The 23,294-nt window shown below is 61.9% G+C and carries 18 protein-coding genes; 8 read left to right on the plus strand and 10 right to left on the minus strand.

Annotation, left to right across the window (positions count from 1 at the left end; all coding sequences use genetic code 11):
• Window positions 1–6 precede the first annotated feature (6 nt).
• Window positions 7–1,422 carry an undecaprenyl-phosphate glucose phosphotransferase gene (locus DJ563_RS06040; RefSeq protein WP_033697665.1) on the plus strand — a complete coding sequence of 472 codons (1,416 nt, stop codon included), beginning with the start codon at window positions 7–9 and terminating at the stop codon, window positions 1,420–1,422.
• Window positions 1,423–1,440: 18 nt separating this feature from the next.
• On the opposite strand, the gene DJ563_RS06045 is transcribed toward DJ563_RS06040, so the two are convergent.
• Window positions 1,441–2,376: a LysR substrate-binding domain-containing protein gene (locus DJ563_RS06045; RefSeq protein ID WP_274098003.1), complete on the minus strand. Its 936-nt coding sequence runs from the start codon at window positions 2,374–2,376 to the stop codon at window positions 1,441–1,443.
• A gap of 146 nt (window positions 2,377–2,522) precedes the next feature.
• Between DJ563_RS06045 and DJ563_RS06050 the strand changes: the two genes are divergently transcribed.
• Window positions 2,523–3,899: an L-serine ammonia-lyase gene (locus DJ563_RS06050; protein WP_274098004.1), complete on the plus strand. Its 1,377-nt coding sequence runs from the start codon at window positions 2,523–2,525 to the stop codon at window positions 3,897–3,899.
• A 39-nt stretch (window positions 3,900–3,938) separates the two neighbouring features.
• Here the strand turns inward: DJ563_RS06050 and DJ563_RS06055 are convergent, their stop codons facing one another.
• The 4 genes from DJ563_RS06055 to DJ563_RS06070 form a co-directional block, all read right to left on the minus strand.
• Window positions 3,939–4,616, minus strand: a complete 678-nt coding sequence (locus DJ563_RS06055) for a DUF3313 domain-containing protein (RefSeq protein ID WP_434519035.1) — start codon at window positions 4,614–4,616, stop codon at window positions 3,939–3,941.
• A gap of 440 nt (window positions 4,617–5,056) precedes the next feature.
• The gene (locus tag DJ563_RS06060; protein ID WP_434519036.1) at window positions 5,057–6,352 is read right to left on the minus strand and encodes an NAD(P)/FAD-dependent oxidoreductase; all 1,296 of its coding nucleotides are present in this window, start codon (window positions 6,350–6,352) and stop codon (window positions 5,057–5,059) included.
• A 13-nt stretch (window positions 6,353–6,365) separates the two neighbouring features.
• Entirely contained in the window at window positions 6,366–7,454 is a 1,089-nt protein-coding gene (locus DJ563_RS06065) for a polyamine ABC transporter substrate-binding protein (protein WP_274098007.1), read from the minus strand.
• A gap of 65 nt (window positions 7,455–7,519) precedes the next feature.
• Window positions 7,520–8,878, minus strand: coding sequence for a glutamine synthetase family protein (locus tag DJ563_RS06070; RefSeq protein ID WP_274098008.1), 1,359 nt, complete (start codon window positions 8,876–8,878; stop codon window positions 7,520–7,522).
• Window positions 8,879–9,028: 150 nt separating this feature from the next.
• On the opposite strand from DJ563_RS06070, the gene DJ563_RS06075 reads away from it, so the two are divergent.
• Together DJ563_RS06075 and DJ563_RS06080 are read left to right on the plus strand one after the other, a co-directional pair.
• Window positions 9,029–9,928 (plus strand): helix-turn-helix domain-containing protein, encoded by a 900-nt coding sequence (locus DJ563_RS06075; protein WP_274098009.1) that lies wholly within the window; start codon window positions 9,029–9,031, stop codon window positions 9,926–9,928.
• Window positions 9,929–9,999: 71 nt separating this feature from the next.
• Entirely contained in the window at window positions 10,000–11,913 is a 1,914-nt protein-coding gene (locus DJ563_RS06080; RefSeq protein ID WP_274098010.1) for a hypothetical protein, read from the plus strand.
• 36 nt (window positions 11,914–11,949) lie between these two features.
• Here DJ563_RS06080 and DJ563_RS06085 read toward each other — a convergent pair whose 3' ends face one another.
• Entirely contained in the window at window positions 11,950–13,335 is a 1,386-nt protein-coding gene (locus DJ563_RS06085) for an aldehyde dehydrogenase family protein (RefSeq protein WP_434519037.1), read from the minus strand.
• A gap of 106 nt (window positions 13,336–13,441) precedes the next feature.
• Between DJ563_RS06085 and ptrR the strand changes: the two genes are divergently transcribed.
• The gene (gene ptrR, locus DJ563_RS06090; RefSeq protein ID WP_033700022.1) at window positions 13,442–14,308 is read left to right on the plus strand and encodes a putrescine utilization regulator PtrR; all 867 of its coding nucleotides are present in this window, start codon (window positions 13,442–13,444) and stop codon (window positions 14,306–14,308) included.
• Between the two features lie 296 nt (window positions 14,309–14,604).
• Here ptrR and DJ563_RS06095 read toward each other — a convergent pair whose 3' ends face one another.
• On the minus strand, window positions 14,605–15,813 hold the full coding sequence (locus tag DJ563_RS06095; RefSeq protein WP_033697683.1) for an FAD-dependent oxidoreductase: 1,209 nt from the start codon (window positions 15,811–15,813) through the stop codon (window positions 14,605–14,607).
• 660 nt (window positions 15,814–16,473) lie between these two features.
• Between DJ563_RS06095 and DJ563_RS06100 the strand changes: the two genes are divergently transcribed.
• The 3 genes from DJ563_RS06100 to DJ563_RS06110 all read left to right on the plus strand — a co-directional run bounded on the left by DJ563_RS06100 (window position 16,474) and on the right by DJ563_RS06110 (window position 18,438).
• Entirely contained in the window at window positions 16,474–16,917 is a 444-nt protein-coding gene (locus DJ563_RS06100) for a carboxypeptidase regulatory-like domain-containing protein (protein ID WP_434519038.1), read from the plus strand.
• A gap of 57 nt (window positions 16,918–16,974) precedes the next feature.
• Window positions 16,975–17,721 carry a phytanoyl-CoA dioxygenase family protein gene (locus DJ563_RS06105; RefSeq protein ID WP_434519039.1) on the plus strand — a complete coding sequence of 249 codons (747 nt, stop codon included), beginning with the start codon at window positions 16,975–16,977 and terminating at the stop codon, window positions 17,719–17,721.
• 195 nt (window positions 17,722–17,916) lie between these two features.
• Window positions 17,917–18,438, plus strand: a complete 522-nt coding sequence (locus DJ563_RS06110; RefSeq protein ID WP_274100723.1) for an acyloxyacyl hydrolase — start codon at window positions 17,917–17,919, stop codon at window positions 18,436–18,438.
• A gap of 146 nt (window positions 18,439–18,584) precedes the next feature.
• On the opposite strand, the gene DJ563_RS06115 is transcribed toward DJ563_RS06110, so the two are convergent.
• From DJ563_RS06115 to DJ563_RS06125, 3 genes are all read right to left on the minus strand, one after another.
• Window positions 18,585–20,711: a TonB-dependent siderophore receptor gene (locus DJ563_RS06115; RefSeq protein ID WP_434519040.1), complete on the minus strand. Its 2,127-nt coding sequence runs from the start codon at window positions 20,709–20,711 to the stop codon at window positions 18,585–18,587.
• 173 nt (window positions 20,712–20,884) lie between these two features.
• Entirely contained in the window at window positions 20,885–21,775 is an 891-nt protein-coding gene (locus DJ563_RS06120) for a universal stress protein (RefSeq protein WP_033697693.1), read from the minus strand.
• A gap of 55 nt (window positions 21,776–21,830) precedes the next feature.
• Window positions 21,831–23,279: an efflux transporter outer membrane subunit gene (locus DJ563_RS06125; RefSeq protein ID WP_434519041.1), complete on the minus strand. Its 1,449-nt coding sequence runs from the start codon at window positions 23,277–23,279 to the stop codon at window positions 21,831–21,833.
• Between the last annotated feature and the right edge of the window lie 15 nt (window positions 23,280–23,294).

Raw genomic sequence — 23,294 nt, forward strand, 5'->3', positions numbered from 1 at the left:
TCTGAAATGGTTCTCGAACCCAGAAGCAGTCGTTCCTTACTTCAGCGAAGAAGCAGCGTAAGTAACGCCATTCAAGCGGGTCTAGATGGAATTGCAGTAACCGGTGTTGCCTGGTACTTGATCTATGATCAATTCGGTCACATTACCTCTGATTATGTGATCATGCTGCTGTTGTTAATTGGTGCGCTGGCGGTTATTTACGACCATTATGCAATTTATCGAACCAACGTCGGTTTGTCGATCAAGGCGTTCAGGTTGTTCAAGGCGTGGTCGGCAACCTTTTGTTTTCTGGTGGTCATGGCATTTCTTACCAAACAAAGCGAGACGTACTCGCGGCTGTTGGTGGTGCAGTTGTTTGTTTTTGGTTATTTTGCCCAGCTGTTTTTACATGTGGTGGTGCGTGAATTGCAAAAACGCTTTACCGCCCACGCCCGCCTGGACAACGCGCTTATTATCGGGGCGGGTGACCTTGCCAACTTCCTGCACCAGAAGATCAGCAACAACCCCTGGTTCGGTGAGCGGGTGCTGGGTTGCGTGCTGATCAATGATTCGGCTGAGCAGGGCAGTGCCGACGCAAAGCAGCGCCTGCCGGTGCTCGGGCATGTCACCGACCTTGACGAGATTGTCGCCAAGCACGCCATTCGCACGGTGTACCTGGTCACCCCGCTGGGTGGCTCCGAAGTGATTAACGATGTGTATTTGAAGTTGCTCGACAAGTGCATTGCGGTCAACTGGGTGCCGGACATCTTCTCGTTGCGCTTGATTAACCACAGTGTGCGGGAAATTGCCGGTATTCCGGTTTTGACCTTGTCGGAAACACCCTTGACCGGCATGAGTCTGTTTCTGAAGAACCTCGAAGACCGGGTGCTGGCCGCATTGATTTTACTGTGTGCCTCACCGGTGCTGCTGGCGGTGGCCATCGCGATCAAGATCGACAGTCGCGGCCCGGTCTTCTTCAGGCAAGAACGGATGGGCTGGACGGGGGAATCCTTCCGCATCTGGAAGTTCCGTAGCATGCATGTTCATCAACCGGAAAATGGCGTTGTCAAACAGGCTCAGAAGAATGACCCTAGGCTCACCCGGGTGGGCGCCTTTATTCGCAAGACCAGCCTGGACGAGTTGCCGCAGTTGTTCAATGTATTGACCGGCGAAATGTCGTTGGTGGGGCCGCGCCCCCATGCACTTCAGCACGATACGCTGTATTCGCAAGACATTGTCGACTACTTTGCGCGGCACAATATCAAACCCGGCATGACCGGCCTGGCGCAGGTCAGGGGCTTCCGGGGTGAAACCAAAGACATCGAGCAGATGATCCAGCGGGTCGACTCGGACATCGAGTACATCAACAATTGGTCGTTGTGGCTCGACTTTGTCATTTTGGTCCGCACGCTCAATGCCTTTACCGGCAAGCAGGCCTACTAGCCCGACGCTGATCGGCCCTCACCCCAGCGGGTGCAGTTCCCTGAACCCGCGAGCTTCTTCCACCAGCCAATCATGCACCGCGCGGGCGCCGGGCTGGGTCAGCCCGCCGGGCGGGTAATGCACCACATAGCGTTTGTGGTTGGCGATCGCTACCCCGAACGGCACGATCAGCGCCCCCCGTTCCAGTTCATCGTTGAGCAGGGTTCGCCGGGCGATTGCCACGCCAACCCCGGCAATCGCCGCCTCGATGGTCAGGTGGTTGCGGTTGAAGGTATGCCCCCGCCGTACATCGAGGCCGCCCGCACCGATACCTTCCAGGTAGAACTCCCATTCAGCGTACTCCGAGGCCCCTCGCCAGGCGGTGATGTCATGCAGCAGGGGGTAATGCGCAAGGTCAGCCGGCCCGTGCAGCGGTGGTCGGCCACGCAGCAGCGTGGGCGAGCAGACCGGGAAGATCTGCTCGTCCAGCAGCGGCGTCGACAGCATGCCCGGGTAACTGCCATCGTTCAGGTCGATGGCCAGGTCGAAGTCCCCCGGGTGCAGCGCCTGTGCGCTGTCTTCGGCCACCAGCCGCAACTCGATGTCCGGGTAGCGCTGCTGAAAGCGCGGCAAACGCGGCGTCAGCCATTTGGCCAGAAATGACGGAATAGAACGCAGGCGCAAGGTGCCGCGGATCTCACCGGCGTCCAGGCGCAGCAGCTCGGCCTCGATGCTGCCATAGGCCTCGGCCACCGTCTGGGCCAGGCGTTGCCCTTCGGCGCTCAGCTCGACGCCGCGCGCGCGCCGCAGGAACAGGCGATAGCCCAACCGTTCCTCCAGCTGGCGCATCTGCTGGCTGACGGCGCCCGGGGTGATATGCAGTTCTTCGGCGCAGCGGGTAAATGACAAATGCCGAGCCGCACAGGAGAACACATGCAGCCAGACGAACATCTGGCCATTGAGTTGTCGTCTCATCGTTTAGTACCACTAAAGCCTTGCTTAGGAGGTTTCGTTGGTCATCCTTGCCGCAGCAGGTCAGTATCGCTCAACTTCGCAGTAGCGTTCAATTTTCCCAGAGAACCGTGCATGGGCGTTTCTGTCCAGTCCGGTCAGGCATTAGTATGGCTATCAGTGTTTTCGACCTCTTCAAAATCGGCATCGGCCCTTCGAGCTCCCATACCGTGGGCCCGATGCGGGCAGCGGCGACCTTTGCCCAAGCCCTGCGCGAGCGCGGTTTGCTGGCCCAGGTGACGCGCGTCGAGGTGCGGCTGTATGGCTCGCTGTCGGCCACCGGGGTTGGCCACGCCACCGACCGTGCGTGCCTGCTCGGGCTGATGGGCCAGTGGCCGGACCGGATCGACCCCGCCACCATCGAGCCGCGGATCGACCAGCTGATGCAGGAGCACTGCCTGATGCTCGATGGTAGCCACCCGCTTGCGTTCAACTACACCCGCGACATGCGGCTGCTGGACGAAAGCCTGCCGTATCACCCGAACGCCATGACCCTGGAAGCGCTGGGCGGGCAGAGCAGCCTCTTCAGCCAGACGTACTATTCGGTGGGCGGCGGTTTCATCGTCGAGCAGGCTGAGGTCGATGCCCCGCAGAGTGAAACGAGTTCGGTCGACCAGCCGTATCCGTTTGCCAGCGCGGCTGAGCTACTGGCGCTGTGCAAGGCGCACCGGTTGAGTGTCGCGCAACTGATGATGGCCAACGAATGTGCCTGGCGCACGGAAGCCGAGGTGCGCGAAGGGCTGCTGCGCATTTGGGCGGCAATGGGTGAGTGCGTCGAAAATGGCCTGCGCAATGAGGGCATCCTGCCGGGTGGCCTGAAGGTCAAGCGCCGCGCCGCACGACTGCACCGCAGCCTGCAGGAGTTGGGCAAACCGAACGTGATCGGTTCGACCCTTAGCGCCATGGAGTGGGTCAACCTGTTTGCCCTGGCGGTAAACGAAGAAAACGCCGCCGGCGGGCGCATGGTGACGGCGCCCACCAACGGTGCGGCAGGCATCATCCCGGCCGTGCTGCACTACTACATGAAGTTCAACCCGGATGCCTGCGATGACGATGTGGTGAGGTTCCTGCTTGCAGCGGCCGCAGTCGGCATCCTGTGCAAGACCAACGCTTCGATTTCCGGTGCCGAAGTCGGTTGCCAGGGCGAAGTGGGGTCGGCGTGCTCGATGGCGGCGGCCGGCCTTGCCGAAGTGCTCGGTGCCACGCCACCGCAACTGGAAAATGCCGCCGAGATTGCCCTGGAGCACAACTTGGGCCTGACCTGCGACCCGGTCGGCGGGCTGGTGCAGGTGCCGTGCATCGAGCGCAACGCGATTGCTGCGGTCAAGGCAATCAACGCGGTGCAGATGGCCCTGCGCGGCGATGGCGAGCACTTCATCTCGCTCGATCAGGTTATCCGCACCTTGCGCGACACCGGTGCGGACATGCATGCCAACTACAAGGAAACCTCGCGCGGCGGCCTTGCTGTCGCCTATGTCGAGTGCTGATTCACCCTGCCCGGGGCCGCCTTGCGGCCCCGGGGCTGGTTAGCGGTTTTTCTGTTTCAGCGCTACAAAGCTTGCGCGCATGTCCTTGGCCCAGCCATCCAGCACGGGCTTGACGTCATCCAGGGTCAGCTTCTGGGTGTCGTTCTCTAGCTCCTTGCCTGCGCCCTTGCGCACCACCTGAGCGAGCACCTTCTGGCTGGCGCCGTCGAGGAAGGCTGCCTCGACACCCACATCTACGTCCTGGTCACGGCCGCCCATGGCGGTATTCACGCCTGCCGAGATCAGCGCAATCGGGATCACTTCGTAGGCCTTGAAGCCCTCGTTGCTGGTGGAGACCGCAGTAATCGCCGGGCGTACGACGATGGTGCCCGGGCCGGGGGCCTTGGCCAGGGTCAGTACACTGCCCAGTTCACGGCGCATCGCTTCGTTGAAGTAACGGGTGATCTCCTGCAGCGTCTGCGCCGAGATGACCGCTGTCGGTTGCGGTTTGGGGTAGAACTGACTGGGCTCGATGAACACCTGGCTGTACTGATTGACGTTGACCTTGGGGTCCATCCAGCGCATCACCGGTGCGCCAGAAGGGCTTTCAGCGGGTTGCAGGCGGCTGTAGTCCTTCAGGAAGCCTGAGTAGTCGCTGGGGTCCACGCGGTTGCTGGAGCAGGCCGCGACGGCAAGCAAAGCTGCGCATAACAGGGTGATGCGAGGCAGTGATTTCATGATCGTGATGCATCCATGAGGGGTCGGCCAGAACAACGCTAGCAGGTGCGGGGGAGTTGGCCAGTGGTCAAGGGCAATCTCGAAAGGCGGTGGCGGTATGCCGGGCGTTGCAGTCGGGTGTTTTAGTGGAGGTCTGTTGTGAGCAGCAAACTGATTGAGTCGTTGCGTGATGACCTTGCCGTACTGCATGAGGCGGGTGCTATCGGCAAGGTGACCCTACGAGATTTCGACGCGATCTGCCCCGCGCCCTGCAGGGCCGGCGCTTAAATTGATAAACATTATACAATGCAAAGGCTTACAAGCGATTCTTTAAGTGCTTTGTACTAAATGCTATTACCTTGCATGCCTTATAAATCAGTAAGTTAGCGAATATTCTTCAGGTTCTACATTGGTTCGCCCTCATCACACAGGCTTGCATGATGAGGGCGCAGAGGCAGCGCCTACCCCAGCACCTCGCGCAACCGATACCACAACATCCCCAACGCCAGCAGTGGTGAGCGCAGCGCCTTGCCGCCCGGGAAGGTCAGGTGCGGTACCGCACTGAACACATCCAGCCCTTGGCTTTGGCCAACGGCAATGCCTTCGGCGAGCAGTTTGGCCGTCCAGTGGGTCACGTTCAACCCATGCCCCGAATAGCCCTGGGCGTAGTAGACGTTCGGGTGCTGGCTTAGCCGCCCGACCTGGGGGAAGCGGTTGGCCGTGATGCCGATCATGCCGCCCCATTGGTAATCGATGCGTACCTCGGCCAGTTGCGGGAACACCTTGAGTACCTTCGGCCGCATGTAGGCGGCAATGTCCTTGGGGTCGCGCCCGGAATAATGGCAGGCACCCCCGAACAACAAACGGCGGTCGGCGGTGAGGCGGTAGTAGTCCAGGCCGACCTTCTGGTCGCACAGCGCCATGTTCTGCGGGATCAGGCTACTGGCAAGCGCCTCTGGCAACGGCTGGGTGGCCACCACATAGCTGCCGGCTGGCAGCACCTTGCCACTCAGGCGCGGCTCCAGTTCATCGAGGTGGGCGTTGCAGCCCAGTACCAGGCTGTGTGCCCTGACCTTGCCGTGGGCGGTGTGCAGGGTCACGGTAGGCCCATGCTCGATGCGCAGTACCGGGCTCTGCTCGAAGATGCGCACGCCAAGGCCCGCAGCCGCGCGCGCCTCGCCCTGCACCAGGTCCAGTGGGTGCAGATGGCCCGAGCCCATGTCCACCAGACCACCGGCGTACTGGTCGCTGGCGACGACCTGGTGCATGTGCTCGGGGCTGACCAGGCGTGTTTCGTGCCGATAACCCAGCGCGGCGAGGTCGTCCTGTTCGGCCTTGAAGGCGGCAAACTGCGCGGGGGTGTTGGCCAGTTCGCAGAAGCCCCAGCGCAGGTCACAGGCAATACCGTATTGCTCGATGCGCCTGGCCACCAAGGCCACCGAATCGATGCCAGCCTGTTGCAGGTAACGCACGCCATCCTGGCCGACATAACGGGCAAAACCACTGACGTCATGGCCGATGCCGCGGATCAGTTGGCCCCCGTTGCGTCCGCTGGCGCCCCAACCGATGCGCCGGCCTTCGAGCAAGATCACCGACAGCCCCCGTTCGGCAAGTTCCAGCGCGGTATTGACCCCAGTGAGGCCGCCGCCGACCACGCAGACATCGGCCGTCAGTTCGCCGTCCAGGCTGGGGTAGGGCGCCGTGTCGCGTGCCGTGGCGGCATAATACGAAGCGGTGTGCAGGGTATCGAAAGGCATGGGTGTTCTCGGCTCAGCGGTTGGACTTGATCTTGCTCCAGGAGCGGGTCATCACGCGCATTATCTTGGGGCTGGGCGTGCTGGAGATGTACAGCTTGTCCAGCACGTGCTGGGGTGGATAGACCTCGGGGTTTTGCACCAGGGCTTTGTCCATGTAGGCCTGGGCGTCGGGGTTGGCATTGGCATAGCCGACCGTGGTGCTGACCTTGGCGATCACCTGCGGCTCAAGCAGGTAGTTGATGAACGCCAGGGCCTGGTCCGGGTTGGCGGCGTCCTTGGGGATGGCCAGCAGGTCGAACCACAGGTTGCTGCCTTCCTTGGGAATGCTGTAGGCAACCTTGACGCCGTTGTTCGCCTCCACCGCGCGGTTGGCGGCCTGGAACACGTCGCCGGAGTAACCGAAGGCTACGCAGACATCGCCGTTGGCCAGGTCAGAGACATATTTTGAGGAGTGGAAGTAGGTGATGTAAGGGCGCAATTCGAGCAGGCGGGCTTCTGCCTTGGCGTAGTCCGCAGGGTTTTCGCTACGTGGGTCCATGCCCAGGTAGTTGAGGATCGCCGGGAACAACTCGTCGGGCGAGTCCATGAAGGCTACGCCGCACTGCTTGAGTTTTTTCAGGTTCTCGGGCTCGAACAGCACCGCCCAGGAGTCGATGTGGTCGATGCCCAGTGCGGCCTTGACCTTGTCGACGTTGTAGCCGATGCCGTTGGTGCCCCACAGGTAGGGCACTGCGTACTGGTTGCCGGGGTCGTTCTGCTCAAGCTGCTTGAGCAGCTTTGGGTCAAGGTGCTTCCAGTTGGGCAGCTTGCTGCGGTCCAGCGGTAAAAAGGCCCCGGCCTGGGCCTGGCGAGCGAGGAAGTGGTTGGAAGGCACGACCACGTCGTAGCCGGTGCGACCGGCCAACAGTTTGCCCTCCAGGGTTTCATTGGAGTCGAACACGTCATAGACCACCTTGACCCCACTGCTGGCCTGGAAGTCGGCCAGTGTCGTGTCACCGATGTAGTCGGTCCAGTTGTACACGCTGACGGTCGGTGCGGCATGGGCGGCAGCGCCGAACAGCAAAGTGAATGCAGCAGGAACCAGGGATTGCAGATGACGCATGTCGACACCTCGTTGGTTTTGTTCTCGGTTTCGATGGAGGTGGGGCGCCGCGCGCCCCGGGCAAATCAAACGCTGAGCATCAGGAATTCACGCTCCCAGGAGCTGATCACCCGTTTGTAGTTCTCGTGCTCGGCACGCTTGACCGCGACATAGCCCTGGACGAATTGCTTGCCCAGGTATTGCTGCACGGTCTCGCAGTCTTCCATGTGCTGCAGGGCATCTTCGATGGTGATTGGCAGGCGCAGGTTGCGTCGCTCATAAGCCCGGCCCTGCACCGGCGCGCTCGGGTTGATCTTCTCGATCATGCCCAGGTAGCCGCACAGCAGGCTCGCGGCGATGGCCAGGTACGGGTTGGCATCGGCGCCCGGCAGGCGGTTCTCGACGCGCATCGCCTCGGGGCTTGAGGTTGGCACACGCAGCCCGGCGGTGCGGTTCTCTTCGCCCCACTCGACGTTGACCGGTGCCGAGGTGTCCGGCAGGAAGCGGCGGAACGAGTTGACGTTCGGCGCGAACATCGGCAGCAGCTTGGGGATGTACTTCTGCAAACCGCCGATATGGTGCAGGAACAGCTCGCTCATGCTGCCGTCTTGATTGGCGAACACCGGCTTGCCGGTGGCGATGTCCACCACGCTCTGGTGCAGGTGCATGGCGCTGCCAGGTTCATCGGTAATCGGCTTGGCCATGAAGGTAGCCGCAACGTTGTGCTTGAGCGCGGCCTCGCGCATGGTGCGCTTGAACACGGTGATCTGGTCGGCCAGGTCCAGGGCATCGCCGTGGCGGAAGTTGATCTCCATCTGCGCCGGGCCGTCTTCGTGGATCAGCGTGTCCAGGTCCAGGCCCTGCAGTTCGCACCAGTCGTAGACGTCTTCGAACAGCGGGTCGAATTCGTTGGCGGCGTCGATCGAGAACGACTGGCGACCGCTTTCAGCGCGCCCGGAGCGGCCCAACGGTACCTGCAGTGGCAGGTCCGGGTCTTCGCAGCGCTTGGTCAGGTAGAACTCCATCTCCGGCGCGACGATCGGCTGCCAGCCTTGGTCGGCGTAAAGCTTGAGCACCTTCTTCAACACGTTGCGCGGTGACAGCTCGATGGGGTTGCCTTGCTTGTCGAAGGTGTCGTGAATGACGATCGCGGTCGGCTCGATCGCCCAGGGGATCTGGTACACCGCAGCCGGGTCAGGGCGGCAGATCATGTCGATGTCGGCGGCATCGAGCAGGCTGTAGTAGATGTCGTCGTCAACGTAGTCGCCGGTGACCGTCTGCAGCAGCACGCTTTCGGGCAGGCGCATGCCGCGCTCATGCAGAAACTTGGCGGTGGGCGCGATCTTGCCGCGGGCGATGCCGGTCAGGTCGCTGATCACGCATTCGACTTCGGTGATCCGGTGTTCTTTCAGCCAGGTGGACAGCTGATCGAAGGGGGCGTTCATACAGACCTCTTGGTTGGGTTTTTGTGTGCGCGGCGGGAGCCGGTGGCTTCCCAGGTGACGCGCTGGGGACTATCTTGGTCGCAGCCCCCAGGGCAATCTATCCACTTTCTCCGGCAATCAATGCACCAAAAGAGTGCAACAGGACGATGCGTGACAACGCCCAATGCCTTGCAGGTCCAGGCTTTCCACACCACCGATGTCACCGAGCAGGTGCGTGCCACCCCAGGCTGGCAACAGCAGTACCGGCAAATGTCGCCGGGGCACTTCAGTGGCGAACTGCGCTGCCTGGGGCTGGACGGCGTGGAGGTGTATGAAGAGCGTCTCAACACCCGTGTCGAGCAATTCTTCCGCCCCCCGAGCGGTTCGCTGGCGTTCTGCTTCGACCGCACGGAGAACAGCCTTTACCTGCTCAACGAGCAGAGCCGTAATATCTGGATCACCCCGGAAAACTACGAAGAGGTGGCGGTGGTGTTCGACCAGGCGTTCCTGGCCCGTCATGGTCTCGATACCCAGCGCCTGGACGGGCTGTTCATGGTGCCGTTGGGCAGTGGCCAGAACGCGTTGTTCGGCAGTTGGCTGAGCGCCACCCTGACCCGCCTGGGCCATGCCGATTGCCCGTTGCAGGGGCAGGCGCTGGCCGAGCAACTGCTGGAAGACTGCCTGTTCATTCTCGACAGTGCCTGCCAGCGCCTGGACGGTGGTGCGCTGGGCAGGCGAAGTGAAGCGCGCGAGATCATGCGCCGGGTCAGTGAGTGGGCGGCGGACTGCCCCGAAGAGACGCTCAATTTGATTGCGCTGGCCGACGTGGCCGGTGTTTCCCTGCGCCAGTTGCAACAGGCGTTCAAGGCGTTCACCGGTATGCCGCCGGCGCACTGGCTGCGCTTGCGCCGCCTCAACGGCGCGCGCCGAGACCTGCTGCGCCAGGCCGATGTCACGGTGGCCGAGGTGGCGATGCGCTGGTCGTTCTGGCACCTGGGGCGGTTTTCCGAAAGCTACCGGCAGTTGTTCCGCGAGTTGCCGAGTGAAACGCTGAAGCGGGGCAGGGGCTGAGGGCAACACTGAACCCAGCACACCCCTCGGAAAGTTGTTATCGTGCCGGGCTGTTCCCACCCGAGGTCCCGATGTTCTACCTGCCTTTGCCCAGTGACCTAGCCGACCGTCTCGCCAGCGAGCCTGCTGCCAGCGACTTTTTCTCAACTGCCAGTGTTGTGCAGGCGGCTGCAGTGCTGTTTGTGCAGAACCTGCCGCGCCAGCCGGCCATTGGGACGGCAGACGCACAGGAACGGCGCTTTGCCGAAATCGTGCGCATCGCCAGCGAAGTCGAAACCGCCGCACCGGGCCGCTTTCAGGGCCAGGTGGCGCAGCACTTCGACCGCGAGGCGTTCGCCATGGGGCTGGGCATGCTGGGTGAGAATGGCATCGGGCTGCTGGCCACCGAGGTCGAGTACGACAGCGACACGTTGCTCGATGCCGAAGGCCAGTGGAATTTCCGCTTTGCCGACAGCTACCGGCAGCAGGTCACGCCGCTGCACCCGGTCTACCTGCCCTCATTGGCCAGTGACCTTTTGTTGAGTGATCAACAAAACCGCCTGCTGCGAGAGTTTCTCTCCGGCGTCGACGAGTCTGTTGCGGTGCAAGGTTTCGCCGGCACCGGCAAGACCTTCCTGATCCACCAGTTCGCCCGCTTGCTCGACCCCCCGCGCACGCTGCTGCTGGCCTTGACCGAGGGCCAACTGCGCGCATTGCAGGCACGCGTCAAGGATGCCCAGGCCTACACCGCGCTGACCTTCGGGCAGTTGGCAGACGAACTACTCAACCGTGACCTCACCAGTAATGGTTGGCGCCTGCGCGACCCGTATCGCACCAAGCTGTCCTGGCGCCCGCAGGAAGCGCAGGTGGTGAAGTGGTTGAATATCCCCGATATCGGCCCGCTTGACGCTCGCGATGTCGTGGCCTTGTGTATCAAGGCCGTGCGCAGTTTTTGCCGAACCGGCGATGCCCAGTTGCAGTTGCACCATTTGCCCTGGGCTGGGCCCGGCACCTCGCCGCTGGACCAGGAAGTGCTGCTGGAGAAGGCGCGCTTGTACTGGCAGGAGCTGATCCGCCCATCAACGCGGGAAATCCAGCTGCCGGTGCGTGATTACCACCGGGTCAAACTGCTGTCGTTGACGCAGGACGTGATCGACAGCCGTTACACCCACATCATCGTCGACGAGGCCCACGAGCTTTCGGCGCCGATGCTCGCGGTGCTGGACCGCAGCCCGCAATCGGTCATCACCCTGGGCGACGAGCTGCAGAACCTCAACGGCCTGAGCCCGCACCATGGCGGCTTTATCCGTCAGCGCTACATCGACCATTCGCTGCGCGCCGGGCCGGCGATGGACAACGTGCTCAACCCGTTGATCCAGGCGCACCCGGCCAAGATCCAGGCCGCGTTCAGTGGCAGTGCCGAACACTACACCCGGGTCAGCTTCTTCGACACCGTCACGGTGCCGGAACAGCCCACGGCGTTGATCGTCGATGATGAATGGGGGCTGTTTGGCTGGTTCCAGCGCCTCACTCACCAAGGCGTGCCCTTCGTGCTGCTGAAGAGCGCACGCAAGGATTTCGAGCTGTTCGTCGAGGACTGCATCGAGCTGTACCGGTTTGGCACCCGGCCGCGCCACCCCATGTTGTTCCGCTACGCCAGCTGGCAGGCGCTGGAACAGGACAAGGGCGATGACAAGGCCTTCGTGGCGGTGGCCAACATGCTGCGCAAGGGCTATACGCCAGAGCATTTTGCCAAGGCCAAGAGCCGTTATCGCTGGGACAAGGCGCCCAAGCTGTTCCTGGGGCGGGTGAGCGACGTGAAGAACATGGAGTTCGCCCGGGTGATGGTGTCACCGGAGCTGATGGTCACGCCGGTGGTGGCGGGCAATCGCAACGAACGTGCACGGATGCTGGCGGGCCTGTATACCGCCTGTTCGCGGGCACGGCATGAGCTGATCGTGCCAGGTGGGATGCTGGACTGGGTGAAAGACCAGGTCAGGGATTGAAGTGATTGGGGCCGCAAGGCGACCCCAATGCACCGGTCAGTTACGGTCCAGCCACACCGTCTGTGCGTTGGTGAACTCGCGTACACCAAAGTGCGACAGCTCACGGCCAAAACCACTCTTCTTCACGCCACCAAAGGCGACGCGCGGGTCGGATGCGCAGTAGCCGTTGATGAACACGCCACCGGTATCCAGTGCCGCGGTCATGCGTTCAGCCAGAGCATAGTCAGCTGTGTAGATAGTCGCGGCCAGGCCGAACTCGCTGTCGTTGGCCAATGCCACTGCATGGTCGGCATCCTGCGCCGTGATGATCGCGGCCACGGGCCCGAACAGCTCCTGCTTGAACGCGGTCATCTCAGGGGTGACGTTGGCAAACACGGTCGGTGCGTAGAAGTTGCCCACGCCTTCGACCTTGTTGCCACCCAGCAGCAGGGTAGCGCCTTCGGCAAGGGTCGCCTGGACCTGGCCATCGAGTTCGTCGCGCAGGTCATAGCGGGCCATCGGGCCGATGTAAGTGTCGTCTTCCAGCGGGTTGCCGACTTTCAGCGCGCGCGTCGCTTCAACGAACTTGCGGGTGAAGGCTTCAACGATGCTCTCTTCGACAATAAGGCGCTTGGCCGCGGCGCAGACCTGGCCGGTGTTCTGGTAGCGACCGATGACAGCCGCCTTGACTGCGGCATCCAGGTCGGCGTCGGCCAGCACGATGAACGGGTCGGACCCGCCCAGCTCCAGCACGCACTTCTTCAGCGCGGCCCCGGCTTGTGCACCAATCGCCATGCCAGCGCGCACACTGCCGGTCAGGGTCACGGCGGCAATGCGTGGGTCGTTGATGGCGCGGGTGACACCGTCCGGCGTCACGTTCAGCACTTCGAAGACGCCCTCCGGCAGGCCGGCATCCTTGAACAGTTCACCCAACAGGTAAGCGCTGCCCATGACGTTCGGGGCATGCTTGAGCACGTAGGTGTTACCGGCGAGGATCGCCGGCACAGCGCCGCGCAGCACCTGCCAGACCGGGAAATTCCACGGCATCACGGCCAGGATCGGCCCCAGCGGGCGGTACTCGATGCGGGCTTTCTCGATCTGCGTCGGCTCTGCTGCCAGCATGGCCGGGCCGTGCTCGGCATACCAGCGGCACAGCCCCACGCACTTGCTCACTTCGCCACGGGCCTGCGTGATCGGCTTGCCGATTTCACGGCTGATCATCTGCGCAAAGGCTTCGGCCTTGGCTTCGAGGGTGCAGGCCAGGGCAAGCAGGTACTCGCTGCGCTGACCCAGCGACACCAGCCGCCATTGCCCATAGCCCACCTTGGCACGTTGCAGCGCCGCTTCCAGTGCGGCGTCGGTATCGAAGGGGTAGGCGCCAATCTGCTCGCCGCTGTGCGGGTCGAGGGAGATGGCATGGGTCAGGCTGCTGATCGCGCTCATGGCGGACACTCTCGTTGTTGTTAATCAGTGACGCCAGACTAGTGGTGTAGGGTTTTAATGAAAACTGAATAATAATGAGCGAAACATTCACGTTTGGAGAATGACTGTGGACCTGGTGCAACTGGAAATCTTCAAGGCAGTGGCCGAGCAGGGCAGCATCAGCGCTGCCGCGCAGCATATCCATCGGGTGCCCTCGAACCTGACCACGCGCATCAAGCAGTTGGAAGAAGACCTGGGCGTAGAGCTGTTCATCCGCGAGAAGAGCCGCCTGCGCCTGTCGCCGGCGGGTTGGAACTTTCTCGAGTACACCCGGCGCATTCTCGACCTGGTGCACGAGGCGCGGTTGACCGTGGCGGGCGAGGACCCGCAGGGCACCTTTGCCCTGGGCTCGCTGGAAAGCACCGCGGCAGTGCGTATTCCTGCGTTGCTGGCGGCGTACAACCAGCGCTACCCCAAGGTCGACCTCGACCTCTCGACCGGGCCTTCCGGGACCATGCTCGAAGGGGTATTGTCCGGGCGCCTGGTCGCGGCGTTCGTCGACGGGCCGCTGCTGCATCCAACCCTGGAGGGCATGCCGGTATTCGAGGAAGAGATGATGGTCATCGCGCCCCTCAACCATGCACCGGTAACCCGTGCCCAGGACGTCAACGGCGAGAGCATCTACGCGTTTCGCGCCAACTGCTCGTACCGCCATCATTTCGAGAACTGGTTTGTGCAGGACCAGGCCGTGCCGGGCAAGATCCATGAGATGGAGTCTTATCACGGGATGCTGGCCTGCGTGAGCGCCGGGGCGGGGCTGGCCATGATGCCGCGCAGCATGCTCGACAACATGCCGGGTTGCAGCACGGTGAGCGCCTGGCCGATGTCGGAGGATTTTCGCTATTTGAAGACGTGGCTGGTGTGGCGGCGGGGCGCGGTTTCGCGGAGTTTGAGCATGTTTGTGAAGTTGCTTGAAGAGCGGCGCCTGAGTTGATGTTTCGGGTGCCATAACGAAGGGGGGGTATAGCACACGCCGGGTTCAGGAAGCTTGGGAGGCCTCGGGGGTGGGGCTTCGAGAAATACGAAGCCTGTCACGACCCGAAGGCGCTCTCCTTGGGTTTGATCGACTCAACGATGGACGCTGCCGGGGAAGCGCTGGCGATCAGGCTGGATCACCATGACGTTGATAGATCTCCTGGCTCAGGGGATGCAGAACGCGAGCGGGTTCGGCTTCCACGGTTCAACGTGACGCAGCGTGCGGCAAGTTGACCAGTACCCAATGCGATGCAACTATCCAATGCGTGCGATAAACGTTGCAGCTTGCTCAAGAATGGCCTTGGCCTCAACAAGGTCTGGCGCATCGTTGCTATTGTTGAAGTTCCCTGTTTCGTCCATATTCTGCACGATCAATCCGTCACGACGCGGCATGACGAGAAACTGTTCAGCTCTTAATCCGTGGATGACCTCCGGCTGCGGCATCAAACGCACTGTTTGCCCGCGCACAGGAATAACGGTCTCGTCATTGAACAACGCCTTGGCACCGTAACCGGTAGCGTTGATAAAGGTGCATTCTGGCAATGTCAGCAGCTCGTTTGGATGGTTGAATGCCCTGATATCAACCTTTCCACCAGCGGCCAAGAAATCAGCCACCAGCTTACTCGCATAGGGCGTGATGTTGAACATCAAGCTGGTCCAGCACCGCGCGTATCGGGTTGGGAACGGGTGACCGCCAGGAAGCAGATCTATCTGCGGCGGCAGGAAGTCGTTTGCAAACCTAGCATACTCAGGCTCGTCTTCATCTTTTGTTTGTGGAGGCGAGCCGTAGAGGTCTTTAACCGGGAATGGTGTATCGGAGAGTTTATAACCATTGAACCATTCGACTAGTCTGCCTGGCAAACCCGCCGTTTGCTGATACTTATCGAATGAAGTTCTAGCCATCTCATTCCAGCGTGCCGCCCAGTCAGCCTCATGTTGCAGGTCGCAGAAGCGCGAATCCGGGGACCATAATCCGGTGGCTCCCATGGATGACACGTTCGGTGGTAGGGCCTTTGCGTATATACGTACAGACAGACCCGCGTGTTGTGCCAATAACGCAGAAGTAAGGCCAAGCGGGCCGCACCCGATAACACCAAGGGTACGCAGCCCAGGCGTCGCTGCCTGTGCCATGCGTAATGCTTGCATACTTGAACCCCAGGAGAGTGACCAACCAGAACCACCATGCCCATAATTGTGTACCACAAGCTTGCTTCCCAGCAGCTCTGCTTCTATGCGCGGCCCCGCGTGGCGGAATGGACGGGTACACGCATGGACACCGGCGATACGACTCATCTGTGCATTGATCAGCTTGATCGCTTCGCCGTCCGTTGGGCAAGTGGGCATTATTGGTAGCCTCGCTGCCTTCTGCTGTGGTGAGGCATCTGCCAGTTTTCTTAAGAACAGAGGAGATGCTGTTGAAGCCAATGCAAGCGCGCTACCCATAAAAAATTGACGTCGTTTCATAAAGGAACTCTTTCATAATGTGTTGAATAACTTCTAACTGCTACTACTCGCCTGCTTAATCGGCGCCGGGCCTCTGGGGACAGGGGGGCGCTGTTCGAGACATCCTCGTACAACGGGTGCATCAGTCCCAGTAGCTGGAAGTAGGCGTACGGGTGTGCGCTGCTTAGCGCGATATCGGCTTGTTTTCGACGTATGTCTTCATCGGGCCTGTCCATTGCGTGCTGCGCGCTCCAAAAATTAATCAAATGCCTACCGTGGCGTTCGTGCGTTCATTGTTTATAGAGGTCAACGTGCTAAGTAGTTTCTCTGGGTGGTGCGATGCTGAGCCAGATGTTTGTAGGAAATTCCCTACTGTCTCACTCAGCTGTAAACTGAACGTATATTGGTTTGTGCAAGCAGGGTAAATAACCATGTACCGATAGTTGGTGTCATGTCGAGCGTTTGGATGTAAGCGAATGTGTGATTTGCAAGTTATTTCTGATCCAGGCTGTTTATGAAAATAGCTGTCGTAAACACCGCAAGTAACAAGCCCGTGAACAATCGCGCTGCAGCACTCCGCGAGGCTGTAGACGTGGCTGGACGACCACGCATCAGTGCAAACGCCAGTGCCTTCAAATGATCGGATAATAGGTAAACCATCCTCAGAAGGAGGGTCATACCATGCGCAATCATCACTATGCCCTTGGCGCGGCGCTGCTGCTCACCCTGGCGTTGCCCTGGACGTTGGCGGCAGCCGCCGACCTCAATGCGCCCATCGACATGCAGGCCGTGCAGTTGCAACCGCAAGAGCAGAACGGGGTGCGTTACCTGCAAGGCGGTATCGGCCAGGATGAAGCCAATGCCTTGCGCAAGACCAAAGGCTATGACTTGCACATCGAGCTCTCGACTGGCGCGGAAGGAAAGTTCCAGAGCGGTGCCTCTGTTGATATTCAAAGTGCGCAAGGGCAGCCCGTGCTCAGCGTTACCGATGTCGGCCCGCTGCTCTTTGTGCAGCTACCACCGGGTCATTACAAGGTCACCGGCAATGCCGAGGGTGAGACTGTCCAGCAACAGGTGGTAGTGGATGGCAAAGCACCTGCCACGGTGAACTTGCACTGGCGTTGACTGGCATATTTCGGGCAGGGGTACATTTGTACTCCTGCTGAAAAGGAGTGCATAGCCATGAGCCTGGACCTTCAACTGGAGATGCTCGACGAGCAGGGTTTCGTGCTGATCCCCGGTGTGCTCGAACCCCTGCGCATCGCGCTGCTGCGCTGCGCCATCGATGACTTGCAGCCGATTCACTGGGACTACCAGGGGCTGCTCGAACACTACAAGTGCGTGTTCAACCGCAACCCGCTGTGGTTGCCGTTTCTTGATCTGCCACCGCTGATCAACCTGGCAGAGGCCGCGCTTGGCGAGGACTGCCACGTGATCGGCCAGACCGCCTGGCGTAGCCACCCCGGTTACCCCGGCATGGCGCTGCACTTTGACCATCTGCCCCTGCAACTGCCGGCCTGGATCGGCGAGCGCGGGGCCTTTACCCAGCCCATGCAGATTCTGACCGCGCAGGTGTACCTCAGTGATATCGATCACAGCATCGGGCCGACCTGGATCGTACCGGGCAGCCATCGTGCCGCTCGCCCGCCGCAGGCCGGCGAAGTGCAATGGCAAGGGCGTGAAGCGCATCCAGTGTTGTGCAAGGCGGGGGATGCTTTGCTGTTTCGCAGTGATGTCTGGCACAGCGGCGGCGCCAACTGCACGCAGGCGCGCGAGCGCGACATGCTGCAAGTGCATTACGGCCGGCGCATGGTGGCGCAGAAGTTTTCACCGTACCTGCATTGGCAGTTCAACCCACGTGTGCTGGAGCAGGCCACGCCCAGGCAGCGGCGGCTGTTAGGGGAGCATGAAGAGGGGGTGTATGACTGAACCCGTACGGCCACGCGCAGGGCGTTTGCTGTCAGTATTAGCCGATAGTGGCAAAGCCCTTTCAACTTTCTGATTATCTGGACAATAATCGAGAAAGTATTACCTCGTGTGACCGGTCTGGATGCGCCGGCCACCGCACAAGATCGAGGGGCTCAAGCCCCCACTTGCCGTGTAGACCATCAGGAGATGTCATTGATGAAAACCCGTCTCGCTGCTTCGCTGGCCGCTGCAGTGCTGGCCTTCGCCGGGGCCAATCTGGCTCAGGCTGCGCAGATTTCCGGTGCCGTGGGTGCCACCGGCCAAGGCGACATGACCTACCGAATCGGCCTGTCGTTCGATTGGGACAAGAAATGGCTGGAAAGCAGTACCGGCTATGTGACCGGTTACTGGGATGCGGCTTACACCTATTGGGAGGGTGGCGAAGCCAGCGGCGCGCACTCGCTGTCGTTCAGCCCGGTGTTCACCTACGAGTTCAGCGGCTTCACCTACACCCCCTACATCGAGGCCGGTATTGGCCTGGCAGCGTTTTCCAAGACGGATGTGGGCAACCAGCGGCTGGGTTCTGCGGTCAACTTCGAGGACCGCATCGGCTTTGGCCTGAAGCTGCCTGGGGCGCAGAAGGTAGGCATCCGCGCCATGCACTACTCGAATGCGGGCATCAAGCAGCCGAACGACGGGATCGAGTCGTACTCGCTGTTCTACAGCAAGGCGTTCTAACCGCGGTGCCGGTGCCTTTGTAGGAGCGGCCTTGCGTCGCGAAAGGGCTGCGCAGCGGCCCCGGGTTTTCGGGTGCCAGCAAGAACGTAGGGGGCCGCTCCGCGCCCCTTTCGCGACGCAAGGCCGCTCCTACAATTGCGCGGCGGTCAGAACGTGTAGGAAACCCCAGCCTGCACCGTGCGCGGTGCGCCTGGGTAGGCATAGCTATTGAACGCCCCTTCGTCATACCCCTTGTTGAAGACGTTCTTCATATCCAGGTTCAGCCGCACGTGTTCATTGACCTTGTAGAAGCTGAGCAGGTCGACCACGCTGTAGCGTTCCATGGTGTAGGTCGTCGCGGCTGTCTGGCCGGCGCGATCATCCACGTACTTGACCCCCACCCCAAGCCCCAGGCCTTTGGCCAGGCCATCCTGGAACTCGTAGGTGTTCAGCAGGCTGAAGCTGTTACGCGGGATGTTGGCCAGGCGGGTGCCGGTCGGCACGGTGGTGTCCTTGGTCACTTCGGCATCGACATAGGCGTAGCCACCCATCACCCGCCACGCAGGGGTGATATTGCCAGCGATGTTGATGTCCAGGCCGCGGCTGCGCACCTCGCCCGTTGCGATGCTGTAGATACCCAAGGGGTCGTTGGGGTCGCGTGCCAGCACGTTTTCCTTGACGATGTGGTACACCGCCGCATCAATGCTCAGCTGGCGATCGAGCGCTTCCCACTTCACGCCCAGCTCGTAGGATTTGCCCTTCTCGGGATCGAAGCCCCCGCTGCCAGCGGGCGTGCCACTGTTAGGCTTGAATGAGCGCGCCGTGTTGGCATAGACCGCCACGGTGTCGGTCAGGTCGTAGATCAGGCCAAAGCGCGGGGTCACGCCATTCTCGCCCTTGCTGAAGTCGCGGGTGTTGGCCAGCTTGTCGTCGTAGTCGTGCTCGAAGCGTTCGAAACGCACGCCGGCCAAGGCCTTGAGGCGCTCGGTCAGGGCCACCTGGTCCTGGATGAAGAACGCCCAGGTCTGCAGGTTTTCCTTGTCCCACGTTGTGGTACGCGTCAGCGCGGGCCTTGGCTGGCCGAGCACCGGGTTGTAGATATCGATCGGATAGGCCGCCGAGGAGCGCTGGATGATCGAGTTGTAGTCGTAGTTCTCGTACTCGATGCCAGTCAGCAGCGTGTGGCTGAAACCACCGGTATCGAAGTGGCCGGTAAGGTTCAGTTGCCAGTCACGGTCGGTCCATTCCAGCTTGCGGTAGTTGAAGTTGCGCTGCAGGGTGCGCCCGTCAGCGGGCGCGCCATTGGCTTCAACCGCGTTGCCCTTGAGCGAGCCATCGAGAAACTGGAAACCGCCAGCCAGCGTCCAGTTGTCATTGAGCAGGTGCTCGAAGCGCACCTGGGCCATGTTGTTGTCGTTGTGCAGCAAATTGTCGCTGCCTTTCTCCCAGATGTAGGTGTCACGCGAGGCGCTGCCGGTCTGGGTGGCATAGCGGGTCAGGCCACGGTCGAGCGGGTGGTTGTTGCGCATGAAGTCGCCTTCGAAGACGATCCGGGTGCTGTCGTTGACCTGCCAGCTGAGCACGGGCGCCACGTCGTAGCGCTCGCTCTCCACATCATCGCGAAAGCTTTCGCCGCCTTCACCGAGCACGTTAAGCCGGTAGGCCAGCGTGCCTTCGTCATTTAGCGCGCCGGTGGCGTCGAGGGTGGCGCGGTGCATGCCCTGGTCGTCGATCTGGCTGCCCAGGGTGACCTTGCGTTCAGCCTGCGGTTGCTTGCTGACCACGTTGAAGGTGCCACCGGGGTCGCCGCGGCCGTACAGGCTGGTGGCCGGGCCGCGGATCACTTCCAGGCGCTCGACGGTGTTGGCGTCGGGGGCATTGGGGTAGCCACGGTTGATCGGGAAGCCATTGCGGTAGAACTCGCCCGTGGTAAAGCCGCGTACCGTGAAGGTGGTCAGGCCCTGGCCACCGAAGTTGTTGGCGCGGCCTACACCGCCGGCGTAGTCCAGGCCATCCTGCAGCCGCGTGGCGCCGGTGTCTTCGAGCACGTCCTTGGGTACCACGCTGACCGACTGCGGGGTCTCGTGCAGGGCGGTGTCGGTGCGCGTGGCGCTTGCCGAACGGCTTGCCTTGTAGCCAACGACCGGGCCATCGGTACGTTCGCTGTCGGCGGTACCGGTGATGCTCAAAGCCTGGAGTTCGATCTGGGCGGAGTCGCTGAGCGAGTCGGGCTCAGCCCAGGCTAGCGGGGACACAGCATGAAGCACACAAAGCGAAACGAACGTGCGACGCATCGACGGTACGATCCTGGAGTAGGGCGCTAGGGGAAGGGGTACAAAGCGGCGTGAAATTACTACGAATCATTATCAAATGCATTCTTTTTAAATAGAGCGCCCGTGCCAGTTCACCTCTCGCCGCCCCGGCAAGGCCGCTCCTACGCCGCGCAACCTGCAGGTAACGAAAACCCTCAGGCCCCCGCCTTGATCGCCAGCACATTGCACAACGGATGCTCCAGCACATGCGCCGTGGTGCCGCCCAGGAAGGTCTGCATGGCGTCATGCCGATGGCTGCCCATGACGATCACATCGACCCGGCTATGGCTGATGAACTGGGCAATCGCACGAATCGCCGGCCCCTCCACGAAATGCCTGCGCTCCAACGGCACCTGGTGATGGTCACCCAGGCGGTTGAACGACGCCCGTTGCGCGGTGCGCACACTGCCATCGAACCCGGGCATGGTGACTGTGCCGGCGCCGAAGTCGGCGATATGGGTCTTGGCTGCGTCGCACACATGCAGCAGGTGCAGCTCGGCGTTGCACTGCAAGGCCAGGGCATGGGCGCTGTGAATCACCTGCTCGTCCAGGTGCTCGCCTGCGCCATGGCTGTTGAGGTCTACTGCGGCGGCGATCTGCCGGGGCAGGGGCAGGCGGATGTCGCTGACCAGGTGCACGGCGACTGGGCTGTCCTTGAGCAGCTGCCAGTCCAGGGGGGTTACCAGCAAACGCTTGAGCACCGGTTCGTGCTGCACATCCTTGACCAGCAAGTCGCAGCCCAGGCGCTCGATGCGCTCGATCACACTGGCCAACGGGTCGCGGGTCAGCAGCAACTCGGTGGACACATCCAGGCCGGCATCGGCCAGTTGCTCGGCTTCATCGGCCAGCCATTGGCGGTTGTCGCTGAGCAGCCGTTCACGTTCCCGGCCGTCGCTCATCAAACCGAACGTGTCGACATCGTCGACGAATACGTTGATATCGAGTAATGCACCGCTGGACTCGGCCAAGGCCGCCGCGCGTTGCAGCGCGGGCGTGTGGCGCATCTGCGGGCCGAGCATGACGAACAAACGTTTGAACTGGCTCATCTCACACCTCCGCGTGTGGAAGCCCCCCGGTTCATGCCTGGTGATCTGGCCCTGTTCAGTTTAGACCCACGAACGCGCTGCCGGGCGCCCCATCGCGAGCGTGAGCGTCGGCAGCCTCCTGCCAGCCCCCACCCAACGCCGCATACAGGTTCACCTCCGCCACCAGCTGCGCCAAGCGGTCATTGATCAGCCCCTGCTGGGCACTGAACAACGACCGCTGCGCATCGAGAAACGTCAGGCTGCTGTCCACGCCAATGCGGTAACGGTGCTCGGCCAGGTCGTAGTAGCGCTGGTTCGATGCCACCAAGTCGCGCTGGGCCTGCAACTGCCGCTGGTAGGTGGCGCGCGCGGCCAAACCGTCCGCCACTTCCTGGAAGGCGCCCTGGATCGCCTTCTGGTACTGCGCCACCTGAATGTCCTTCTGCAGCCGGGCGTAGTCCAGGCTGGCTCGCAGGCTGCCGGCGGTGAAGATCGGCAGGTTGATCTGCGGCTGGAACAGCCAGGTCTCCGAGCCTGAATCGAACAGCCCGCTGAGCGCAGGGCTGGTGCTGCCGGCATTGGCAGTCAGGCTGATACTGGGGAAAAACGCCGCACGTGCTGCGCCAATGTCGGCATTGGCCGCGCGCAGCTGGTACTCGGCCTGGACAATGTCCGGGCGGCGTTGCAGCAGGTCGGAGGGCAGGCCGGCTTGCAAGCCGGCGATCTGTTCGTTGGCCAGGGGCAGGGCGCGGAGGTCGTCGGCCACAGGGGCACCCACCAGTAGCGTCAGTTGGTTGAGGTCCTGGGCCACCTGGCGTTTGTAACGGGCCACGGCCGCGCGCGTGCTGTCGACGCTGGTACGGGCCTGGATCTGGTCCAGGGCCGAAACGGTACCCGCGCGGCGCTGGTTGACGGTCAGGCGCAGGCTGCGCTCGTCCGCCACCAGGGTGTCGTTGGCCAGGGCCAGCAGCTCCTGGTCGGCACGCCAGGTCAGGTACACGCTGGCGACGCTGGCCACCAGGCTCAACTGGGTGCTGCGCCGGGCCTGGTCGCTGGCCAGGTAGGTCAGCAGCGCCTGGTCACTGAGGCTGCGCAGGCGGCCGAACAGGTCCAGCTCGTAGGCGCTCACGCCCAAGGTCGCGGCATAGGTGGAGCTGATCATGCCCTGGTCGGTGCCGGTCATGCGCCGCGGCAGGTACTGGCGCTGCCCCTGCCCATTGGCCGAGACCTTGGGCAACAGCTCGGCGCGCTGAATGCGGTACTGGGCGCGGTAGGCCTCGACATTCAGCGCTGCACTGCGCAGGTCGCGGTTATTGGCCAACGCGTTGTCGATCAATTGGCGCAATACCGGGTCCTGGAACACTTGGCGCCAGTCATCGATGGCCGGGTGCGCCTGCACATCACCTTGATAGGCAGGCCCTTGTGGGTAGTGCGCGGCCACCGCTGCGCCCGGGCGCTGGTAGTCAGGGGCCAGCGAACAGCCGCACAACAGCGCAGCGCACAGGATAAGGCTAGATCGGGGCATCGGTGTGTCTCGCAG

This window comes from Pseudomonas sp. NFX1 (assembly GCF_051123555.1).
Classification (GTDB): Bacteria; Pseudomonadota; Gammaproteobacteria; order Pseudomonadales; family Pseudomonadaceae; genus Aquipseudomonas; species Aquipseudomonas capeferrum.

Coding starts and splice junctions, on each gene's coding strand:
- DJ563_RS06110 (WP_274100723.1), top strand. CDS start 17,917: ATGAAAACCCGTCTCGCTGCTTCGCTGGCCGCTGCAGTGCTGGCCTTC.
- DJ563_RS06115 (WP_434519040.1), bottom strand. CDS start 20,711: ATGCGTCGCACGTTCGTTTCGCTTTGTGTGCTTCATGCTGTGTCCCCG.
- DJ563_RS06125 (WP_434519041.1), bottom strand. CDS start 23,279: ATGCCCCGATCTAGCCTTATCCTGTGCGCTGCGCTGTTGTGCGGCTGT.
- DJ563_RS06050 (WP_274098004.1), top strand. CDS start 2,523: ATGGCTATCAGTGTTTTCGACCTCTTCAAAATCGGCATCGGCCCTTCG.
- DJ563_RS06100 (WP_434519038.1), top strand. CDS start 16,474: ATGCGCAATCATCACTATGCCCTTGGCGCGGCGCTGCTGCTCACCCTG.
- DJ563_RS06065 (WP_274098007.1), bottom strand. CDS start 7,454: ATGCGTCATCTGCAATCCCTGGTTCCTGCTGCATTCACTTTGCTGTTC.
- DJ563_RS06080 (WP_274098010.1), top strand. CDS start 10,000: ATGTTCTACCTGCCTTTGCCCAGTGACCTAGCCGACCGTCTCGCCAGC.
- DJ563_RS06055 (WP_434519035.1), bottom strand. CDS start 4,616: ATGAAATCACTGCCTCGCATCACCCTGTTATGCGCAGCTTTGCTTGCC.
- DJ563_RS06095 (WP_033697683.1), bottom strand. CDS start 15,813: ATGAAACGACGTCAATTTTTTATGGGTAGCGCGCTTGCATTGGCTTCA.
- DJ563_RS06060 (WP_434519036.1), bottom strand. CDS start 6,352: ATGCCTTTCGATACCCTGCACACCGCTTCGTATTATGCCGCCACGGCA.
- DJ563_RS06105 (WP_434519039.1), top strand. CDS start 16,975: ATGAGCCTGGACCTTCAACTGGAGATGCTCGACGAGCAGGGTTTCGTG.
- DJ563_RS06045 (WP_274098003.1), bottom strand. CDS start 2,376: ATGAGACGACAACTCAATGGCCAGATGTTCGTCTGGCTGCATGTGTTC.
- DJ563_RS06040 (WP_033697665.1), top strand. CDS start 7: ATGGTTCTCGAACCCAGAAGCAGTCGTTCCTTACTTCAGCGAAGAAGC.
- DJ563_RS06085 (WP_434519037.1), bottom strand. CDS start 13,335: ATGAGCGCGATCAGCAGCCTGACCCATGCCATCTCCCTCGACCCGCAC.
- DJ563_RS06120 (WP_033697693.1), bottom strand. CDS start 21,775: ATGAGCCAGTTCAAACGTTTGTTCGTCATGCTCGGCCCGCAGATGCGC.
- DJ563_RS06070 (WP_274098008.1), bottom strand. CDS start 8,878: ATGAACGCCCCCTTCGATCAGCTGTCCACCTGGCTGAAAGAACACCGG.